Source organism: Gorillibacterium massiliense (assembly GCF_000455485.1).
GTDB classification, from domain to species: Bacteria; Bacillota; Bacilli; order Paenibacillales; family NBRC-103111; genus Gorillibacterium; species Gorillibacterium massiliense.
This window is the reverse complement of sequence record NZ_CBQR020000031.1, coordinates 1-19,794: the sequence shown is the minus strand read 5'-3', so window position 1 is coordinate 19,794 and position 19,794 is coordinate 1. Positions and strand designations below refer to the sequence as shown.

Annotated in this window: 17 protein-coding genes and 1 pseudogene; 3 read left to right on the top strand and 15 right to left on the bottom strand. The window is 52.6% G+C overall.

Annotation, left to right across the window (positions count from 1 at the left end):
• Positions 1-152 precede the first annotated feature (152 nt).
• Positions 153-1,516 (bottom strand): annotated as a pseudogene (gene wsfD / locus TJ79_RS28725) (glycan biosynthesis hexose transferase WsfD).
• 359 nt (positions 1,517-1,875) lie between these two features.
• Between wsfD and TJ79_RS03460 the strand changes: the two are divergent.
• Positions 1,876-3,117, top strand: a complete 1,242-nt coding sequence (locus TJ79_RS03460) for an MDR family MFS transporter (protein ID WP_040948901.1) — start codon at positions 1,876-1,878, stop codon at positions 3,115-3,117.
• 101 nt (positions 3,118-3,218) lie between these two features.
• Entirely contained in the window at positions 3,219-4,133 is a 915-nt protein-coding gene (locus tag TJ79_RS03455) for a deoxyribonuclease IV (protein ID WP_052339217.1), read from the top strand.
• On the opposite strand, the gene TJ79_RS03450 is transcribed toward TJ79_RS03455, so the two are convergent.
• From TJ79_RS03450 to TJ79_RS03420, 7 genes are all read right to left on the bottom strand, one after another.
• Positions 4,102-6,252 (bottom strand): hypothetical protein, encoded by a 2,151-nt coding sequence (locus TJ79_RS03450; RefSeq protein ID WP_238322760.1) that lies wholly within the window; start codon positions 6,250-6,252, stop codon positions 4,102-4,104. The two genes, TJ79_RS03455 and TJ79_RS03450, sit on opposite strands and share 32 nt — an antisense overlap.
• A 92-nt stretch (positions 6,253-6,344) precedes the next feature.
• Positions 6,345-6,569: a hypothetical protein gene (locus TJ79_RS03445; RefSeq protein WP_040948899.1), complete on the bottom strand. Its 225-nt coding sequence runs from the start codon at positions 6,567-6,569 to the stop codon at positions 6,345-6,347.
• 74 nt (positions 6,570-6,643) lie between these two features.
• Positions 6,644-6,916 carry a hypothetical protein gene (locus TJ79_RS03440; protein WP_040948898.1) on the bottom strand — a complete coding sequence of 91 codons (273 nt, stop codon included), beginning with the start codon at positions 6,914-6,916 and terminating at the stop codon, positions 6,644-6,646.
• 215 nt (positions 6,917-7,131) lie between these two features.
• Entirely contained in the window at positions 7,132-7,500 is a 369-nt protein-coding gene (locus TJ79_RS03435) for a hypothetical protein (protein ID WP_040948897.1), read from the bottom strand.
• Between the two features lie 64 nt (positions 7,501-7,564).
• Positions 7,565-8,275, bottom strand: coding sequence for a GTP pyrophosphokinase (locus tag TJ79_RS03430; protein WP_040948896.1), 711 nt, complete (start codon positions 8,273-8,275; stop codon positions 7,565-7,567).
• 104 nt (positions 8,276-8,379) lie between these two features.
• On the bottom strand, positions 8,380-8,817 hold the full coding sequence (locus TJ79_RS03425) for a GNAT family N-acetyltransferase (RefSeq protein ID WP_040948895.1): 438 nt from the start codon (positions 8,815-8,817) through the stop codon (positions 8,380-8,382).
• Between the two features lie 105 nt (positions 8,818-8,922).
• Positions 8,923-9,444 (bottom strand): hypothetical protein, encoded by a 522-nt coding sequence (locus TJ79_RS03420; RefSeq protein ID WP_040948894.1) that lies wholly within the window; start codon positions 9,442-9,444, stop codon positions 8,923-8,925.
• Between the two features lie 228 nt (positions 9,445-9,672).
• Between TJ79_RS03420 and TJ79_RS03415 the strand changes: the two genes are divergently transcribed.
• On the top strand, positions 9,673-10,311 hold the full coding sequence (locus tag TJ79_RS03415; RefSeq protein WP_040948893.1) for a phosphatase PAP2 family protein: 639 nt from the start codon (positions 9,673-9,675) through the stop codon (positions 10,309-10,311).
• Positions 10,312-10,356: 45 nt separating this feature from the next.
• On the opposite strand, the gene TJ79_RS03410 is transcribed toward TJ79_RS03415, so the two are convergent.
• The 7 genes from TJ79_RS03410 to kdpA all read right to left on the bottom strand — a co-directional run.
• Positions 10,357-11,061 carry a response regulator gene (locus tag TJ79_RS03410; protein ID WP_040948892.1) on the bottom strand — a complete coding sequence of 235 codons (705 nt, stop codon included), beginning with the start codon at positions 11,059-11,061 and terminating at the stop codon, positions 10,357-10,359.
• Positions 11,058-12,302 (bottom strand): sensor histidine kinase, encoded by a 1,245-nt coding sequence (locus TJ79_RS03405; protein ID WP_155987756.1) that lies wholly within the window; start codon positions 12,300-12,302, stop codon positions 11,058-11,060. The genes TJ79_RS03410 and TJ79_RS03405 overlap by 4 nt, the downstream gene beginning before the upstream one ends.
• Positions 12,299-13,714, bottom strand: a complete 1,416-nt coding sequence (locus TJ79_RS27030) for a sensor histidine kinase (protein WP_155987755.1) — start codon at positions 13,712-13,714, stop codon at positions 12,299-12,301. The genes TJ79_RS03405 and TJ79_RS27030 overlap by 4 nt, the downstream gene beginning before the upstream one ends.
• Before the next feature lie 81 nt (positions 13,715-13,795).
• Positions 13,796-16,111, bottom strand: coding sequence for a histidine kinase (locus TJ79_RS03400; protein ID WP_040948891.1), 2,316 nt, complete (start codon positions 16,109-16,111; stop codon positions 13,796-13,798).
• 72 nt (positions 16,112-16,183) lie between these two features.
• Positions 16,184-16,744, bottom strand: coding sequence for a potassium-transporting ATPase subunit KdpC (kdpC, locus tag TJ79_RS03395; RefSeq protein WP_040948890.1), 561 nt, complete (start codon positions 16,742-16,744; stop codon positions 16,184-16,186).
• Between the two features lie 16 nt (positions 16,745-16,760).
• A complete protein-coding gene (kdpB, locus tag TJ79_RS03390) occupies positions 16,761-18,806 on the bottom strand; it encodes a potassium-transporting ATPase subunit KdpB (protein WP_040948889.1) in 2,046 nt (681 codons plus the stop codon).
• Between the two features lie 33 nt (positions 18,807-18,839).
• A partial coding sequence (gene kdpA / locus TJ79_RS03385) for a potassium-transporting ATPase subunit KdpA (protein WP_040948888.1) occupies positions 18,840-19,794 on the bottom strand: 955 nt, incomplete at its 5' end.

Sequence of the window (19,794 nt, the reverse complement as noted above, 5' to 3'; positions counted from 1 at the left end):
GCAAGAAAATTGATCCATTTCCCTTTTCAACTCCATTCATAAAGTAAAGGTATCGTACCATACCCTTATTTATTTTGCAATAAACGGAAAATTGGCTTCCTTGGCCTAGCGCCGTTTCCCGGTAGATTACGTCCGCGATGAACGGTCTGCGCTCATTTTAGCAGAATCCATATCATCCCAGTAACCAGCATCATATCGAAGCAAACGTTGAACAAAAACAGATGCTTGCCCATATCGGCTCGGCCGTCCCCCAAGACTGGTGTCACGAATGCGAACACGCCGATCACCCCCGGCAGCATGTACAGCTCGATCATAACTCGCTGCATTCCCCTTTTGCTGCGCAGCCATTGATAGGTAGCCGTTCCAAAGTAAGCAGCATATACAGCCAGGATGAATCCCACCTGATGGGGAAGCACCTTCCGTTTGAACTCGCTCCACCCACTGAAACGATACGACAGCGCCCCCGGCGGTTTGCCCTCCACTTTTTCGAAGTTGCCCAGGTAATAGGGACGGACAAAAAACGCATTTTCCGCAGAAAAACGCAAATTGCCCCATAAACGTTCCGGGTGCTTCCCGTAGAAGAGCGCGACATCGCCATGGGAAACGCGACCGTAGAAATCTCCGGCAAGGACCGCATCGGCTTCCTCTCGCGACTTGCCGATGTCCCTTTCAAAATAAGTTTTTTTAGCAAAAGACGCCAAACGTTCCGGCAGGCCGAGTTGGTCCAGATCAGCTTTCACATCAGGCGAATCATAGAGTGCGCCGTAGAAAACCGACTGGTACAAGTTGATCCGCTTCAAATCCGCCGGCGCCAGCCGGTAGAACAAGATGGAAACGGCTGCGAGGGTGAACGCCATGCCGACCGCAATGGCCCGCCAGCGTTGATCCTTGCGTAAAGCGGCGAGTCGCAAAAAGAAAGGGCAAGAAGCAAACCAACAGGGGCATTTTGCAGTTTAGCTGTAGTCAAAAACAACGCGGCAGCGAAGAACCCTGCGAGAGAACTGGCCCGCAGCGAATGTTCCCGGCTCAGCAGATTTAGTCCGGCGGCAAAAACAAGCAAACATCCCGTGAGCGTCGCTGCTTCTCCGTACAAACTGTTGAAATAGGCCGTATAACCAGCATCGAAGAAAACGAACAGGATGGCGCCGCCCAAAAGCAAGATGAAACCCCTTGAGCGATCATGCGTTTGTCGGAGAACAAGCCACAGAGCCATCAGATTAAGCAGCACGTAGCCAACCCCCAACCATCGGATATCGAAATAACCCGGGTTCACAGCTTCCGCCAACAGCCGGAGAGGCAAAAGTAAGACAAGCTGCGAGGAAATATAGTCCCCTTGGAAAGGGGCTGAATAGGAAAAGCTTGAATGGCTAAAATGGAAAAAATGCTCCGCTTTCCCTTCAACCTGATCATATGCCGTTAGTCCCGCCATGTTCATCACTCGCGAAAAATCCCCGTTATCGGCAACGCCTACGAAAGGCCGCGAAAAGAGCAAATACCCGGTTAGCAGCACTCCCATAAGCATGACGACATTCGCCGGAGTTATCCATCGTCGTTTTTCGTTCATCAGCTCTCCTCGTTTCCCGAGTCTTCTCCTTCATGTTTGCACACTAATGGGAATTTTAACCAGGATGACGCAAAAAAGCAAGAATCTATTCATGACGGAATGTGAGTCCGCTTGATGCACAACTGTGCTGACTTTTCTCGCCATTCCTCCCGACAAATCAAAATAGACGCTTCAAATGGAAGCGTCTTTGACCTTTTCTAGCATATTTTTAACGGCTCAGAATGATAAGTCTATATTTTGATTGGACTTTCGTTTATAGTTTGAATACCCGGCTGGTGGGAATATCGCACGAAGTCGCATGGAGGTCATTTGTGAAGATTCGCTCTTGGGATACTAATTTAAAGGTGCGCTTAATCGGTGAAGCGCTGTTTAACATGCTGTTTTGGATGTACTTTCCGTTTATCGCCGTCTATTTCGGCGAGGCGTTAGGCAACGACGTTGCGGGTCTGCTGATGACCGTTCCCCCGCTCTTCAGCCTAGCGGGAAGCTTGCTGGGCGGGGCGCTGACGGACCGAATAGGCCGACGTCCTGTCATGCTGCTAGGTGCGGCGATTCAAGCGGCGTCCTTTGCCCTGTTTGCCTTGTCAGGCTACCACTTGCTCGATTACATAGCGTTTATCGGCATTGGGCTGGGGGGTGCCGTCTATCGTCCGGCAAGCTCGGCCATGGTAGCCGACCTGGTCCCTCCGGAAGAACGGCGGGAAATCTTCGCCACCTTTGTGACGGCTAACAACATCGGAGCCGTACTTGGACCGGCTCTCGGGGCGATATTTTTCTTCCACTACCGGCACGAGCTGCTATGGAGCTGTACGTTGGTCACGCTGCTGTATTTTATCGCGATCTTTTTCATCGTTCATGAAACCATGCCCCGGACGGAGCGGAAAGAAAACAAAGCCAGCGGAGTGGCCCGCGTCTTCAAAGAGCAGCTGCAGGGCTACGCCGTCATTTTCCGCGACCGAGTATTTTTGGTCTACATATTAGCAGGCATTTTCGCCTTGGTGGCGATCATGCAGCTTGATCTCTATTTTCCCGTCTATGTCATAAACAAAGTACCTGCCCAAGCTTTGTTTACTTGGCATGGCGATTCCTTTTTCCATTTTTCGAGCAAAGGCATATTCGGCTGGTTGCTGGGCTATAACGGCCTGCTCTTTGTTCTGTTCATCCTTCCTGTTACGAAAATCTTCGGCAGTTGGAAGGACCGGAACGTCTTCGTTCTTTCTTCCCTTTTGTCCGGTATTGGCACCTTCGCCCTCGGCCTGCACACGAATGTTTGGTTCCTGTTTGCCGCTACCACGGTCTTCACCTTCGGCGAATTGATCCGCACTCCTGTTACCCAGAGCTTTATCGCCCACTATGCTCCCGAGCATGCCCGCGGCCAGTACATGGGCGCCGACAATCTGCAATACACCATCGGCAAATTCATCGCACCGGTAACGGTTTTCCTGTCTAGCTGGGTGCCGCCTATGGGAATCTTCACACTCATTCTCCTGTTTGCCTTGGTCAGCGCCTTTTTGTACGTGCTGTTGTTCCGCATCTATCGGGAGCCCCGGTAATCAGCCGAAATGCCGCCATTCCCAGCGATCGCCCAATGATTGCCCGCTCTAACGGATGTTAGAATAGCAGGTACGAGCTGTGAAAGGTTAGGTGGTATCGCATGATGCTGATCGGGTCCCATGTATCCATGGGCGGTAAAAAAATGCTGCTGCAAGCAAGCGAGGAAGCAGCTTCCTATAACGCCTCCACTTTTTTGATCTACACCGGCGCTCCCCAAAACTCCCGCCGTAAACCCATCGAAGCGTACAATATCGCAGCCGGTCATGACCATATGAAACGGCACGGTATCTCCAATATCGTCGTACACGCCCCTTTTCTCATCAATTTGGCCAACACTGTGAACCCGCAAGTTTTCGCCCACAGCGTCGATTTCCTTCGTGATGAAATCGAACGCACCGAGGCTCTCGGGTCCGGGCAGCTGGTGCTTCATCCTGGATCCCATATCGGAGCCGGGCCAAAAGCGGGAATCCATAAGATCATAGAAGGCTTAAACGAAGCGTTGTCGGAAAAACGTAACGTCCAAGTTTCGCTGGAGACGATGGCGGGCAAAGGATCGGAAATCGGCCGCCGCTTCGAAGAAATCGCCGCCATCATCGATGGCGTAAGCAACAACGACCGGTTATCCGTATGTTTGGATACATGCCATATTCACGACGCCGGTTATAACATTGTAGAAGATTTCGACGGCGTTTTGGCCGAATTTGACCGGATCATCGGTCTAGACAAGCTCAAGGTCGTTCACCTCAACGATTCGAAAAACGAACGGGGCTCGGGCAAGGACCGGCACGAAAACATCGGCCACGGCTTCATCGGACTCAAAGCGCTGGATTATATCGCCCATCATCCCCAGCTTGCCGCCTTGCCCAAGCTTCTGGAAACGCCTTCGATCGGGAAAATAAAATATAAAGATGCTCCTTACAAGCATGAAATCGCCCTTTTACGGCGGGAAATCTCCCAACCCGTTGTAAAAATAGGCCTCGTGCCTACCGCAACTGGGGAGGAAGGTAATAATTGATCTCTTCCTTCACCAAATCCGGCTTCACCGCCAGCGCGGCTTGGACCAAAGCGGCTTTGTTTTCGATGATTTGAGCGCGGCGGAGGGTTTTCCAGGCCGGGTCCGGAGAAGGCTTGAAGGATTCCGGCGTCAACTGCTCCATGGAAAACTTGTCGTTGATCCCTTTAACGGTCCGGATCATATGTTCAATCGCTTTTTGCCTATCGTTCATAAAGTCTTGGCCGACGATTAGATAGCTCGGCGTCATGTGAATCGTGATAGAATCAGCGGGAAACATGTCGGGCTGACCGTTCGAATCGACGATAGTCTCGAACACTACGGCTTCTATGATAAAGGAATCAGGAAATGCTTCCGGTTCAAGATTTCGGATTTTGACGATGGCTTCTCCGGCATGAGCTTCGCTTGCTCCCTGATAAAGCGGCTCAAATTGAACGGTTATTTGGATTTTGGCAGAACCTTTGCGCAGGTTGTGGAAGACCCGTTCGCCGTCCTCTCCCTCCCGTTCAAATCGGTCTTCGTCGCTGGCGCTGAACGGACGGGTTTGGCAGCAGTCGAAAACGTCCGTCGCAAATTGGTGAACGTTCTCTATTGGCCCCGTAGGAAAAGGCGTTGACGGGAATCCTTCCGCCGGCCGGGTAGAGAACGGACAAAGCTCGATATCCAAACCGGCGATGCGCAACCGATAGCCAAGCTGTACCCGGGACCATTCGGCTCTACGGGCCATGCGGAAGCGGAAGGTTTTCTCCATCAACCGGTGGTATCTGGTAGCGGGATAGGTTTTATTCGGGTTCCCGGAAAAGGTTTTAAGACTGCCGAGATCGATGGTCTCCTCGGTTCCACCCCCTCCTCTGACCATGTAAGGCAGAATCAGCGCGTATCTAAAACGGGCGTCCGGCAAATCGACGAATTGAGATTTGGAGGGAAGAGATGCGGCAGAGCGGAACTGCTTTTGGAGATCGGTCAATTGAGCGATGCCGCTTGCCCGGATGACGGAATCCACCAATGCTGTATGGGCGTCGGTCGCCGCCTTCAATGCTTTCTCTGGATCGACCGCTTTCGAAGTATCCCAAACGCCGCCCCAAGCGGACCAGGGCATGGATGTACGGGAATACTCGATTTGAAAGCCGCTGAAAATTTCCAAGGAAGAGATTCCCGTCACCGGATCGACGGCGCCGATGAGAATGCCGTTAGCCGCATAATCGGGGTCATCAAAAGGATTGTAAAGCTCGCCGCCTCCGGTTATTCCCGCCGACGGCACAGCTACGAGAATAGAGGAACGCCACTTGGCGATGAATAAGCGCAGCTTTTCCGCAATGTCCGCCAACACCGCACGGTCGTAACCGGTGGAACGGTAAGCAGGCTCCATGGCGGTGGCGATAATCAAACGTTCTTTCAAAGCGGATAACAGGACGTCATTATAGTGTCCCGCATCCCAAATGTCGGATGACAGCTCCTGGGATCCATAAGCCGGTAAAGGAGCGCCATCCGCTCGTACGAGACAGGACGTTCCCGCCGCATCGATCCAGTGCCGGGTGTTGGGAGCGTATCCATAGACGCTCTTCAAAAAGGCGATGTTCGCTTTTCCCGGGTCCAGCATCAGCAAGATGGAGCGGTCAAGCTCATTGGCCCGCTCGTTTAATTCCCGCAAATTTTCCGGTGAACGGGAAACCCGCACGTTCCACGCCTTGGCGTGGGCCATATCGGTGGCAACGCGCCACCCCAGAGCCTCGTTGTACAAGCCTCTCCTGTTCTCGTTGGAAAGATAGCCATAGATTTGCTCGATCCGCGCCCCGATCTCTTTCAACCGCTCGTCCGTCGATTTTTCCGCCGGTCCGAATAACCCCAGTTTCTGCGCCAGATCGGCCACGGTGCTAACCGCCCCAATGATGCTGACGATGCTGGATGCCAGTTTGATGGCTCCGCCGATGAGATTGTACATTTCTTCCGCTTCGGCTTCACTGTATTTGAGAAACTTCAAACCTTTGCTGAGCCATTTGAATTCGTCTTTGTCCGGCTTCAGGAAGCCGGAATCAAGGTCCTCGTTACCGCTGTTTGCACGGACGGGAAGGTAGCCGCCGGCGGGAGCAAGTCTTTCCGATTCGAAAATTGAGTCACCCAACTGAAAAGGCACGATGTCTAAACGACTTGTTTTGAAACCATTTTGCATTGGCCGTTCATCTCCTTATCTTCTTAGGTTCTGGAATGGGTTGATCAAATTGGTAACCGGCTCCATTGGCTCGGCACTCTTAACGTCACACCTTTCGTCGCCGCCGAACCGGCCGGGGCCAGCTCAAACCGTTGCCAGTCGGCACCTTCGTACCAGTAAGCATCCTGCACGGAGCCATTTGCCCCGATCCACCACACCTCCATGCTGCCGGGTATGCGGGATAGACCCGAAACTCCGCCGCTAGCGCTACTGGAATCCGCATAAGGCACGCCAACAGCAGCGGTCCATGCCAGGCCATGTGTTCATCCCGCCAATAAAGATCAAAGCCTTACTGATACCGCCTTCATGCCGCCAGCTCTAAATTGCCAAGAGACTTATCCCCATACGCGCGGTAATGTGATTCGATAACCGTTGCCCCCAAATAATCGACGCTGCCAAAAAGAGTTGGACCGTGCCACTCGAAAGCATCGTGATCGTTGTCACGCCAGAAATGAGCCAATCCGCCGGTAGGCCAGGCAATCACCACCTCAAAATTTCCCGGCTCCGACGTGGTTTGGATCAAAAAGCCTCCTAAAGGCGACATCATCGGCCATTTTCGCCAATCATTATCAGGCATTCGCTCATCTCCTTCTGCTTTCGGGTATGACGGCCAACTGCTCGCCCACCAAGATTTTACCAAATGTGGAATGTCAGTTTCCTGTGAAATTTGTCATAGTTCAAATAGGCTGGAGGAATGAAACTGCAGGTGGATTAAGCCGCACAAAAAAATACCCGGAAGCTGCCGATCGTCGGCATCCCGGGTATTTTTTCAACGATATGATCGGTAACCGTTCAAAGCGCGCCGAATTCTTGAGCGATTTCCATGGCACGGTCCCTGTTCTCTTCTTGAACGACGGCAACCAATAATGTATCCATCCCGGATACATAATTGCCTGCGGCACCGGAGGATAAGCCGCTGGCGCTTGTACTCGCAGCCGCAAGAATGCCGGAATCCCGCCCGAATGCTCCGTCCAGTGTTAACGCTCCGAGCCCTTGCATGTTTCCGGTAACCGGGTAAGCGGCGGTATAACCTTCACCGGGATATCCGTCGAAACGGTCAATCGAGGAATCGATCAGGGCAAACTCGCTATTCATTTTCTCCAACGCCTGTTGGGCTTGCTCCGGAGTGTTGAAATAAGCCAGAACCGATTTTTCCGCCATGATGATGCTCCTTTTCCTTTTTCCTATAGGCTCTCCTTGATTTCCGGAGCTATGCGTAATTGGACTACTCCATCATTTTCATCAAAAGCTCAGGAAGATGAACGGTCTGATTGTCGATGACAATGGTATTCAAATCATCGCCCCTGGCTTCTTTGATATCGCCGATTTCACGATGCAGATCCGCCATATGGATATCCAAGGCGCCCGCTGTATCCGCCGCTTTTTTCAATTCCAGAAGCAGCCGCTCCGGGACCTCCTGATTGTATTTGTAAAAGATCTTATGCTCCAAGCTCGCCCAAAAATCCATCGCGATCGTCCGAATCTGAACTTCGACGCATACGTTCTCCTGCCTGTCCGACATAAAAACGGGAACTTCCAAGATCAAGTGAAGGCTCTGGTAGCCGTTTGGCTTGGGATTCTTGATGTAATCCTTCTCTTGGATAAGTCGAATATCTTCCTGGTTGACCAGCATGTCCCTAAGCGGATAAATGTCTGATAAAAACGAACAGGTTATGCGTACTCCGGCTATATCCTGAATCGCCTTCTTGAGCGAAGGAATCGAAAGCTCCAGGTTTTTGCGGATTGCTTTCTTAATGATGCTATCCGGTGATTTCAACCGGGTTTTGATATGCTCGATGGGCATGTAGTCATGCAGAAATTGAAACTCCTGCTGTAAAATGTTGATCTTCGTCTCGATCTCATCGAGAGCGAATTTGTAGGTCATCATAAATCGGGCGAGCTCGCGCATGTGCTCGGTTTTGTATTCCTGGTTCATTGCTGTCTCTCCTCACCGGATTAGCGAAAATGATAACGACAAACGACAGTCTTATCGTTTTATCGTCCAAGTCATTTCATACGGAGCCAGTGAGATTTCGTTTCTTAACGCAAGCTTTTTTTGAGAAAATACTGGGTCGCGCCATCGTATGGAGAATCCTCCAAAACGCCGTATACGGTATAGCCCATCTTTTTGTAAAAACCAGGGGCTTGGAAGCTGAAGGTATCCAGCGTCACATAGCGACATTTATGTTCACGCGCCACTTCCTCCGCTTTGGCCAAAAGCTCGGAGCCTTTGTCTTGCCCGCGCAGCGATTCATGCACCCACAGAAAATTGACGTACATTTTCCGCCATGAAATGGTAGCGGTGACACCCCCCATCACTTCGTCCTCGTCGTTCAGCAGCGTAATTTCGATGGTGCCTACGCTATCCAAAAGAACATCCACTGCTTGAGCTTCCTCTGCCTTCGCAATATTATAAGGACGCAAATTTTTCCGTACCTCACTGTTTTCCAGATCGATCCATGCTTTTGTAAGCTTCATTTCCTCGCTCCCCCTTTTGATCGATTATACCCGTATAGCACCTGTTCCGCATCCAGTCAATAAAAAAGCAGATTGAGCTGTATAGCCCTATCTGCATATAATGCCTTACTTCAAAACGGCTCCCTCATAATATACGCGGTATCCATCGCCATAGGGAAAAATGTTCGTTCGGGTTAGAGATTCTTGGCCTCCCTTGGGATCGTTGTACGTGATCACCGTAGGTATCTCATCCTTCGAATTGTAGGTTTTCGGTAAAGTAAACCACTTTTGCTTAACCGCCCCTGCCGTACTGGTGGTGATCCCTTTGAAATACACCCGGGCGCCCCAGGAATAGTTGTCGATCTTCTTCCTTTGCAGTGTGCCATGCCTTCCCTTCTCTCCATGATAATCGAGAGCCGCAGGAATGTCTTCCTTCCCGGAAAAGTCGCGATACCCGGATGTAACCTCTTCGGCCGCGATTCGAGTCCCCACTGAGGAAATCACGACGAAGTCCGTTTCCCGTTGGTTTTCCTGGTTTGTTTCTCCTCCCGACGCAAAGGCCGCCGTTCCTTCTGCGGACAGAAACACGAGACTTGCCAAAGCGAGCGTTCCGGCTAACCGTTTCCCAGCCATATGGGTACGAATCATGCAACACACACTCCAAACGGATGATATGTATATTTATTCCATTATAAGGTTTGTCTCCGAAAGCCGTAAAGAAATAATTCCTTTTATGGAAAAGGCAGAGACCCCCGCCAATATTAAAATTCCATTAAATTTCATGCTTGCATCCCCCTTTACAAAGTCTTATTATGAATAGGTTGCGGGAAAACATTTTATCATGCATATCCGTTTTCTCGAGGGGGAAACAAAATCATGAAACGCTTTAAACGCTTTATGCCTTTACTTGGCATGTTGATCTTCCCGGTGCTGGGATGGATATATGCCTGGATCAATCACCGTGGCTATCAAAAGAGTTACAGCCTGATGACAGACCTGGATCGAGCGATTCCAGTAATAAAAGTGTTTGCGTTGCCATATTCGGTTTGGATTTTTTACATTTATGTTTGCTTGGTGTACTTCTTTTTTAAAGATCCCGCCGTCTACCGCAGGTCACTGATAACCTATACAATAAGCGCACTCATCTGCTACAGTGTTTACCTTGTTTTTCAAACGACCGTGCCGCGGCCGGAGATAACAGGCAACGATCCGATAACTTGGGTGCTGCAATTTATCTATAACCGCGACGAACCCTACAACTGCTTTCCCAGCATTCATGTCTTCTCCAGCTACATGGTGATGAAAGCCTTGTATAAGAGCAATTTCAAGAACCTGACCAACCAGATCCTGATCTACGGCATGTCTACCGCTATTATTCTTGCTACTTTATTCATCAAGCAGCATGCCATCTTAGACGTCGTCAGCGGCATCCTGCTGGCCGATTTCGTTTACCGCATCCTTCTTGCCATCGGCAAGAAGCGCAGATTGTCTCAAGTCGAAGCGGTATCATCGTGATTTCATATTAAAAAGTTCCGCTCTGCGTTTGCGAGCGGAACTTTTTTATTGCGGGTCGGGAAGATAAAAGCGATAACCGATGCCCGGCTCCGTCATGATGAACTGCGGTCTTGTCGGATCTTGCTCCAGCTTTTTCCGCAAATGTCCAATGTAAATGCGCAAATAATGGCTATCCGATTGATGAACCTGTCCGCCCCACACGGTTTGCAGCAGTTGCTTTTGGGTAACGACTTTGCCGGCGTTGACGGCGAGGGTCTTTAAAAGATCGTACTCCGTCGGGGTTAAGTGAATCCGGCTTCCGTCTATTTCCACGGCTCGCTGCGCCAAATCAAGAGTCAATTCACCGAAATGAAGGACCGGTTCCGTTGGGGTTTTGGCCACATGTCGCAAAGCGACGCGTATGCGGGCAAGCAGTTCCCCCATGCCAAAGGGCTTCGTCACGTAATCATCGGCCCCGCTGTCCAGCGCTGCGATTTTGTCCTCTTCGCGATCTTTTGCCGTGAGTACGATAACCGGAACCGGCGACCATTCCCGGATGCGCTCCAGCACGGTCATACCGGACATATCGGTCAAACCCAAATCCAGGACGATCAAATCCGGCTGAGTCACGGTGGCTTGATATATCCCCTCTTCGCCAGTAGACGCTTCGCTGATATCGAAATGATGAGCCTGTAGGGATACCTTAAGCAGTTTGCGAATTTGCGGCTCGTCATCCACGATGAGGATGCGGGCGCCTTTTGTTGTTGTCATGTCGATTGGAACCCTCCTGGGGATGAATGGATAAAGTCATCCGGCAATGTTTCTTCCTGCAGAAGAGTCAGCGTAAAGACAGACCCTTTCTCTCCATTAGGCTCTACCGAGATATCGCCGCCGTGCAGCTCCATAATTCCTTTGCCGATGGCTAAGCCGAGTCCCGTTCCGGTAATCGAACCCGCTGCGCCGGCGCGGTAAAATTTCTCGAATATGCGCTCGCGATCCTCCTCGGAAAGTCCAAAACCGGAGTCCGCCACCCGAATGGACAAATACGAGTCGGTTCGGAGCGCGGAGATCTCAATGACGCTATGGTCCGACGAATATTTGATTGCATTGCTGACAACATTCACCAAAGCTTGTTCCAACAAGACCTCGTCTCCATAAAGATAGGCGGCGTCTTCCGGAACATTCACCCGAATTGTACGGTGCTGCTGGAACTCTTTGACCTGGGCCAGAACGACGCCGATAATGTCCTCGGTATCGCACCAGCGCTTGTTCAGACGCAGCATTCCGCTTTCCAGTTTGGCCATCCCGAGAAGGTTATTGACCAACCGGTTCATGCGCATCGCCCCGTCCTGGATTGTGGCAAGAAGCTCCAGGCGGTCCTCTGAGCTGAAAATGCCTTCCCCTTCCGCGAGAGCGGTAACGGAACCGATGATCGTCGCAAGAGGCGTTCGCAGCTCGTGGGACACCGAATCTAGCAAAGAAGTTCTCAGCTTTTCGGAATCCGCAGGTAGTTGGGCAAGCTTCGCTTCCTCACTTAATTTGACCCGGGCGATGGCAACGGCGGCCAAACTGCCTAATGCATGCAGGAAGCGCAGGCTTTCCTGGGCAACCTCCTCATCCAGCTTTTCCAAGTGAACGGCCATGACACCGTATACGTTGTCTTCGGTGCGCAGTGGAACGAAGAGGCCGGATGAACTTCCCAAGGTATGGGTGCCTCTGCCTGCAGCTTCTCCCATCTGATAGACCCATCTGGCGATGGTCCGCTCCGAATCCCGCTCTCCCCAAGAAGAAGGAGCGGTCAATTCCAGTTCGTTTTTGTCATTGGGCAAGTAAAGAATCACTTGGGTATGAATGACATTGGCTACTTGCCTGGTGATGCTGTCGAAAAGAGTGCGCAGATCCGAAACGGCGGTCATCTGCCGGCTGATGGCGTACAGCATCGACGTGCTTGCTTCCCGCTGCTTGGTCAGATTCAGTTGTCGGCGCAGCCGGGATGCCAAGCTGGCCGTCAAATCGCCACAGCGAGATATACCGATAGAGAGATGAAATATTGCAGATCCGCTACCGAGATGCTCAAGATCGGCGGAATGAAGAAAAAATCAAAAATCAAGACCCCCATTCCCGCCGCATATATGGATGGGCCGATCCCCCAAAATACCGCGGCGATGAGCACGGGAAACAGATACATGAGGGCGACGTTCACCGATTCCGTCGTGAATCCCGCATAACGGAAAATCACGGTCAGCAGAAGGACGAACAGCGTCACCCACAAATAAGGCAACTTGGCCGTCCCCAGCCGGGGAGCAACCTTTTCTTTCGGCATTGGTGCGTCACTTTTTTCGGAGATGACGTGGACGCTGATCCCATCACTTTTGCGGATCACCTGTTCCACGACGGAAGGGTGAAGCCGGGCCATTAACCGGCTTCGGCGGCTTTTGCCCATCAAGATCGTCTTGATGTTGCGGCTCCTGGCCAAGTTCAGCAGTTCATCCGCTACCCGTTCCCCAGTGATGGACAGAACCTCTGCCCCCATCTCTTCGGCAAGGAGCAGATTCCGCGATAGTCCATTCATCTCTTCCTCACTTTTGGGAAGCCCGTCGGGATGGAGTACATGTACCGCGATCCACTCGGCCTTCATGCTAGCGGCCATTTGCCGGGCTTTGCGCAGCAGTTGGACGGAAAAAGGGCTTGCGCTGATACATACCATCACTTTTTCCGAAACGGGCCATGGGCCAGCGATAGCTTTGGCCTGCATGTAATGTTCCAGGTGGCTGTCCACCTGCCGTGCGGTAAACCGCAGCGCCATTTCCCGTAAAGCATTGAGATTTCCGATGCGGAAAAAGGAATCCAGTTTTCTTCCGGTTTCCCGGTCCGGCGCGGTTGCTCGATAACGCTCGATCAGCACTTCAGCGGGACAATCCACCAACTGAAACCGGTCGACCAGCTCCAGGAATCCATCCGGAACGGTGTCCCGGACTTTTTTCTCGAGAATCTGCTGTACCAAATCATTCAAGCCTTCGACGTGCTGAATGTTCAGGGTCGTGTACACATCGATTCCCGCAGCTAAAATGGCAGATACTTCGAGATACCTTTTTGCCCGCCACGAGCCCGGCGCATTGACATGCTCAAGACAGTCTACGAGAACTACATCGGGATGTCTCCGAATGATGGCGTCGGTATCCATTTCTCCGCCAGCTTGCCCCTTGTTCTTGGCGTTGACAGGCGGAATCCTTTCAAAATCGTAGAGTTCTGCTAGCTGCTCCGTCTCCGGATACCCCTCCGCTTCCAGCCAGCCGACGGCAACCTCTTTGCCCTCTTCACGCATATGCCTCGCCGCAGCCAACATCGCGAACGTCTTTCCCGCTCCCGGCGCCGCGCCGAGAAATACGGTGATCGAACCGCGTTGGCCCGCTTCTTTACTCATCTTGATTCACTTCCTGGCCATGATCTCTTATTAGTCTTCGTCATGCTTTCATTATACACGAATGAAGGAAAACTCAACGGATTAAGCCTGCGGATCGTAATCCGCTACGATCAGCACATCCATGGAGCGGGAAAGGCGGATCAGCTTGGTAACCACCGAGCCTTTCCATAGCTGAGTCCACAAGGAGAGCCGGGATTGGCCCAGCACCAGCTGCGTCGCTTCCCGCTCCTTTGCTTTTTCAGCGAGCAGAGCTGGAATGCGTTTCCGATCACCGCAATCATAGACATGAAAGGAGCCTCCCAATCGGGCAGTCAACCTTTCTAAAGCTTCAAGACGCGTTCTTTCTTCCGCGGACAGCGTGTTGCCGACACGAACATAGTTAACATACCAATCCGCTTTCAAGCGATAGGCCGTGCGGAAGCCGCGGCGGATAAGACGTTCGGCGTGGGGAGTGGCGTTTACGCAGATAAAAATCACTTCCTTGCGTCTCCAGGGACCGCGCAGAGAGTTGGTTCGTTCCAGCGACTCCAGCCTCTCGTCGACGTCATCGGCAAGCTCGCGCAGCGCCAGTTCACGCAAAGCAATGAGATTGCCCGTCTTGAAAAAGTTACCGAGCGCCTGCTCCACCTTGGCCTGGGCATAAATCTTCCCTTCCTGCATCCGATTGCGCAGCGCTTCGGGAGACACATCGATCAGCTGCACCTCATCCGCCATCCGGAGGATGCTGTCCGGCACCGTTTCCCGGACGCGGATGCCGGTAATCTGTTCCACGGCGTCGTTCAAGCTCTCCAAGTGTTGGACATTAACGGTGGTAATCACCGATATACCCGCGTCCAGAATGTCCAATACATCCTCGTACCGTTTTTTATGCGGGCTTCCAGGCACGTTGGTATGGGCAAGTTCATCCACCAACACAACCTCGGGACGGGTTTTCAAGATCGCCTCGGTGTCCAACTCCGTAAGCTCAGTGTTTTGGTATACAATCTTTCGCCGAGGGAGAATCTTCAGATCGCGGATTTGGGCGGCCGTTTCCTGCCGGCCGTGGGTTTCCAACAGCCCGACTGCCACATCGATTCCTTCTTTGTACAGATCGTTGCCCTCTCGCAGCATCGTAAACGTTTTGCCTACGCCGGGTGCCGCTCCGATGATCACCTTGAAGCGACCCCGTTTGATCTTATCCGCTTCTTCCGCAACCTCTTCCTCGCTCAGCCGGTGGTAAATAGGCTTTTCTGCGTTTTCCAACTGAGCGGGCAAGATTCGCTCTCCTTCCGATTCGGCCCTGTCGGCGATGAGAAACACATCCATGTTGCGGATTTCCTTCAACAGTTTATTGACGACCGATCCCTGCCAAAGCTCCTGCAGCCGGGTATGCCGAGAATGGCCCATAACCACCCTTGTCACGTTATGCTCAACTGCATAACGGATCAACGTAGAGGCGATAGCCCGCCGACTGAAAAAAGGAAGCTCTTCGAAGGTGCCTTGAACTTTATCCACCAGCTTCATCATACTCCGCCGGAAGGCGGCCGCTTCCTTGGAAAGTGCATTACGCTTGTTGCGAAAAGTGACGACCATAAGCTCCCCATTCAAGCGTTTGGCGATTTGCTGCCCCCGCCGCACGTAGATGGACCCGTTCCAGTTATACTGGGTGGATACAAGAATCCTTTCGGAGGCGCCGGAGGAACCTTTATACCCCATTTCCTCCCGGTGCTCCTCCAAAGAGTGGTTCACGTCCTCCGCCACCAGCCGCAGCGCCAGCTCCCGCAAAACCGCTATATTTCCCCGCCGGAACAAGGATGGGTCCTTAACCCGCTTGATATGCCCCTCTTCCAGCCGCTTCAAGATCATTTCCGGAGTGACATCCAAAAGAACAACTTCATCAGCCGACTCCAAGGCATCCACCGGCACCGTTTCCTCGGCTGCAATGCCCGTCAGCTTTTGGGCCATCTCCCGGTAGACTTCCAGCTCGTATACGTTGACCGATGTGATAACGCTGATGCCGCGGTTCAATAAATAGCGGATATCATCCAGCCTCGTGGCGAATTTGGCGCCTTTCCGGTTGCGGTGGGCCAGCCCGTCAACCAGGACCACTTCCGGGTTTCGTTCCACTAGCGCGTTCAAATTCAAATCTTTTTTCTCCTGCCCGTTTTTCCACCAATGGACACTGGGGATACGCTCCAAATCGCCAAGCTGGTCCACGGTCTCCGGCCGCTGGAGAGTGGAGACGGCACAGATGACCACGTCGATGCCTTGCTCCTTTAAAGACTGTCCCTCCCGCAACATATGATACGTTTTGCCAGAGCCGCTTATCGGCCCGATATACACTTTGAGCTTGCCCATCTGAAGCTTCGTGATCGAGGACAAAATTTCTTCCGGCGTCTTCCTCCTGAATTGATTCAAGACGATGCTCCCCTTCCCTTGCAAAAAACGGCAAAAGCCACCCCCATAACCTTGGGAGCGGCGCTGCCACCCTTATTTCAAAAGCTTCAGCAAATCCATGTTCAACTCCGTCACGTTGACATGCGGCTCGCCGAATATCCCTAATTGACGCTTTTTGGTATTGTTGTCAATCAACCGATCCAGCTCCTCCTCGCTGATTCCCGTTTCCCGGCTGATGCGAGGCGCCTGTGCCTTGGCTGCCGCGGGGGATAAGTCAGGGTCCAGACCCGATCCGGAGCCGGTGACAAGATCGGCGGGCACATCCGTCATTCCGGGATTGTCTTGCTTCACCGCCTCTACATTCTTCGCCAGGTTGGAGGCGTAATCCTCGGATGCAACCGCCTGATTGGAGCCGGCGGAAGCGGTCGGATCATACTTGGCTGCCGATGCCCGCGGGTGAAACAGCTTCGGAGATTCGACCTGCTGCGCGATGAGCGAAGAGCCGGCGATCCCGTTCTCTGTTTTGATCAAGCTGCCGTTTGCCTGCTTGTGCATAAGCACCTGGGCGAAACCGGTCGTCACCATGGGGTAGATAAATCCGCATATCAGCATCAACACAATGGACACTCGTATGGCATTCCCTAACATTTTCATCGATTTATCTCCATTCCTAGGATATCAAATGCAAACCCTGCAAGATCCAGTCAATGACCTTGATCCCGATGAACGGAACGATCACGCCGCCAAGCCCGTAAACCAGCACGTTGCGGGTCAACATTTTGTCCGCTGTCATCGTGCGATACTTCACGCCTTTCATGGCGATGGGGATCAGCAGCGGAATAATCACCGCATTGAAGATAAGCGCGGACAAAATTGCCGATTTCGGCGTTGCCAGGTGCATGATGTTCAAATCTTGCAGTTGCGGGTAAGCCGCGATAAACAGCGCCGGGATAATGGCAAAATATTTGGCGATGTCGTTGGCGATAGGAAAGGTCGTCAGCGCGCCGCGGGTAATGAGCAGCTGCTTGCCAATGGCGACGACGGAGAGCAGCTTGGTCGGGTCAGAGTCCAAATCGACCATATTGGCTGCTTCCTTGGCAGCCATGGTACCGGAGTTCATCGCCAACCCTACGTCCGCCTGGGCCAATGCGGGAACGTCGTTGGTACCGTCCCCGGTCATCGCCACCAGCTTGCCTTCCTGCTGCTCTTTTTTGATGGCGGAAATTTTATCTTCAGGCTTCGCTTCGGCTATGAAATCGTCCACCCCGGCTTCCAGGGCGATGGTCGCCGCCGTGAGCGGATTGTCGCCGGTACACATGATCGTTTTGATCCCCATCGACCGAAGCTCGGCAAAACGTTCCTTCAAGCCGGGCTTCACCGTATCCTTCAAATAGATAACGCCGATGATGCGCTCATCCACCGCTACCGCCAGAGGAGTGCCTCCCGCTTTGGCGATGCGGTTCGTCACCTCCGTAAGCTCTGCGGGGATGCTCGCCCCTTTAGCCGCCACATACTTCTTGATGGCGTCAACGGCGCCTTTGCGGATAGCCGATCCCCCGGCCAAATCCAGACCGGACATGCGGCTTTCCGCCGTAAACTCGACGGGTACCGCGTCCTTATATGCTTCCTCCTGCCATTTCGCGCCCAACTGGTTGGCCAGCTCGACGATGGAACGCCCTTCAGGCGTTTCGTCCATAACCGAAGCCTGCAACGATGCAAAGGCGATCTCTTGGGGAGCGGCTCCCGCTACAGGAATGAATTCCGCCGCCATCCGGTTGCCGTAGGTGATCGTACCGGTTTTATCCAGGATCAACGTATCGATGTCCCCGGCCGCCTCCACCGCTTTTCCAGACATGGCCAGCACGTTGAACTGGGTGACCCGGTCCATGCCCGCGATGCCGATGGCGGATAATAATCCGCCTATGGTAGTGGGAATGAGGCAGACCAGCAAGGCTATGAGCATTGTTACGTCGAGATTGATGCCTAAATAACTAGCTAATGGCACCATGGTTATAATTACAATGAGAAAAATAAGCGTCAATACGGCGAGCAACGTGGTCAAGGCAATTTCGTTGGGCGTTTTTTGCCGTTTTGCCCCTTCTACCAGGGCGATCATCCGATCCAGAAACGATTCTCCCGGATCGGTCATCACCTTCACGACAATGTAATCCGATGCCACCCTCGTGCCCCCGGTAACGGAGGAGAAATCGCCACCTGCCTCCTTGATCACCGGTGCCGATTCACCGGTAATCGCCGATTCGTCAATGGAAGCCAGCCCCTCGATGATCTCGCCGTCCGTCGGAATCACATCTCCGGCGTCTACGCGGACAATGTCACCCTTTCGGAGGGTCGTCGAGGACACGGTTTTCAGCGTCCCATCCTTTTGCACCAGCTTTGCCGGGGTATCGGACTTCGTCTTCCGCAGCGTATCGGCTTGGGCTTTCCCCCGGCCTTCAGCCAAGGCTTCCGCAAAATTGGCGAACAGCAGCGTGAAAAACAATATACCGAATATCGCGATGTTGTATCCCCGGCTAACTCCGCTCTTGGCAAACAGATCGGGGTATATGGCCAGCAGCAGCGTGATAACGGTGCCTGCTTCGACAACGAACATAACCGGATTTTTTATCATTAGCGCCGGGTTTAATTTTTTGAATGCGTCTGCCATCGCTTGGATGACGATCGCTTTCGTCAAAGTCTTTTTTCTAACGGTCGACATTCGTGTTTCCTCCTAACGCTCCATGCGCTCGTATTAATGCACCATACCCAAATGTTCTGCGATCGGCCCCAGCGACAAGGCTGGGAAAAAGGTCAGTGCGCCGATGACGAGAATAATCATCACCAGAATCCCTGTGAATAGCGGCGTGTTCGTCCGTAAGGTGCCCGTCGTAACGGGAACCGTCCGCTTCACCGCAAGAGAGCCTGCCACTGCCAGCATGGCAATGATCGAGAAATAGCGGCCGAAGAGCATGACCAGTCCGATGCTGATATTGTAAAAATCCGTGTTGGCATTAAGTCCGGCGAAGGCGGACCCATTATTTGCCGCTCCAGATGTGTAGGCATACAGAACCTCGGTAATTCCATGCAAGCCTCCGTTCGATATGGAGGACACAGCTGCGGGGTTGGCAAGGGCTAACGCCGTCCCGGCTAGGATGATAGTCGGATGGATCAATAGGGCAATGGAAGCCAGCTTGATTTCCTTACCTTCGATTTTCTTCCCAAGAAATTCCGGCGTCCGTCCCACCATAAGTCCGCAGATGAAGACGGAAAGGATCAAATACAAGATTCCGTTGAGAAGACCGACGCCTTTACCACCAAAGACGTTGTTGAGCATCATCTCGAAAAGGGGTACAAAACCTCCGAGAGGTGTCAGCGATTCGTGCATATTGTCAACGGAGCCGGTGGTCGCTGCGGTTGTTACGGTGGTGAACAAAGCGGACTGAGCGACGCCGAGACGTACCTCTTTGCCCTCCATGTTTCCGTGGATACCAAGCGCTTGGGCGGCGGGCACTCCTTTATATTCGGCCGCGAACACCGTAGCCAGCATCACTAGGAAGATGAAGCCCATGGCAGCGAACAGAGCCCAGCCTTGCTTCTTGTTTTTAATCATGAGGCCAAAGGCATACACGAGAGAAGTAGGCAGCAGCATCATGCAGACGATGTGCACCAGATTCGTGAGCGCCGTCGGATTTTCAAAGGGATGGGCT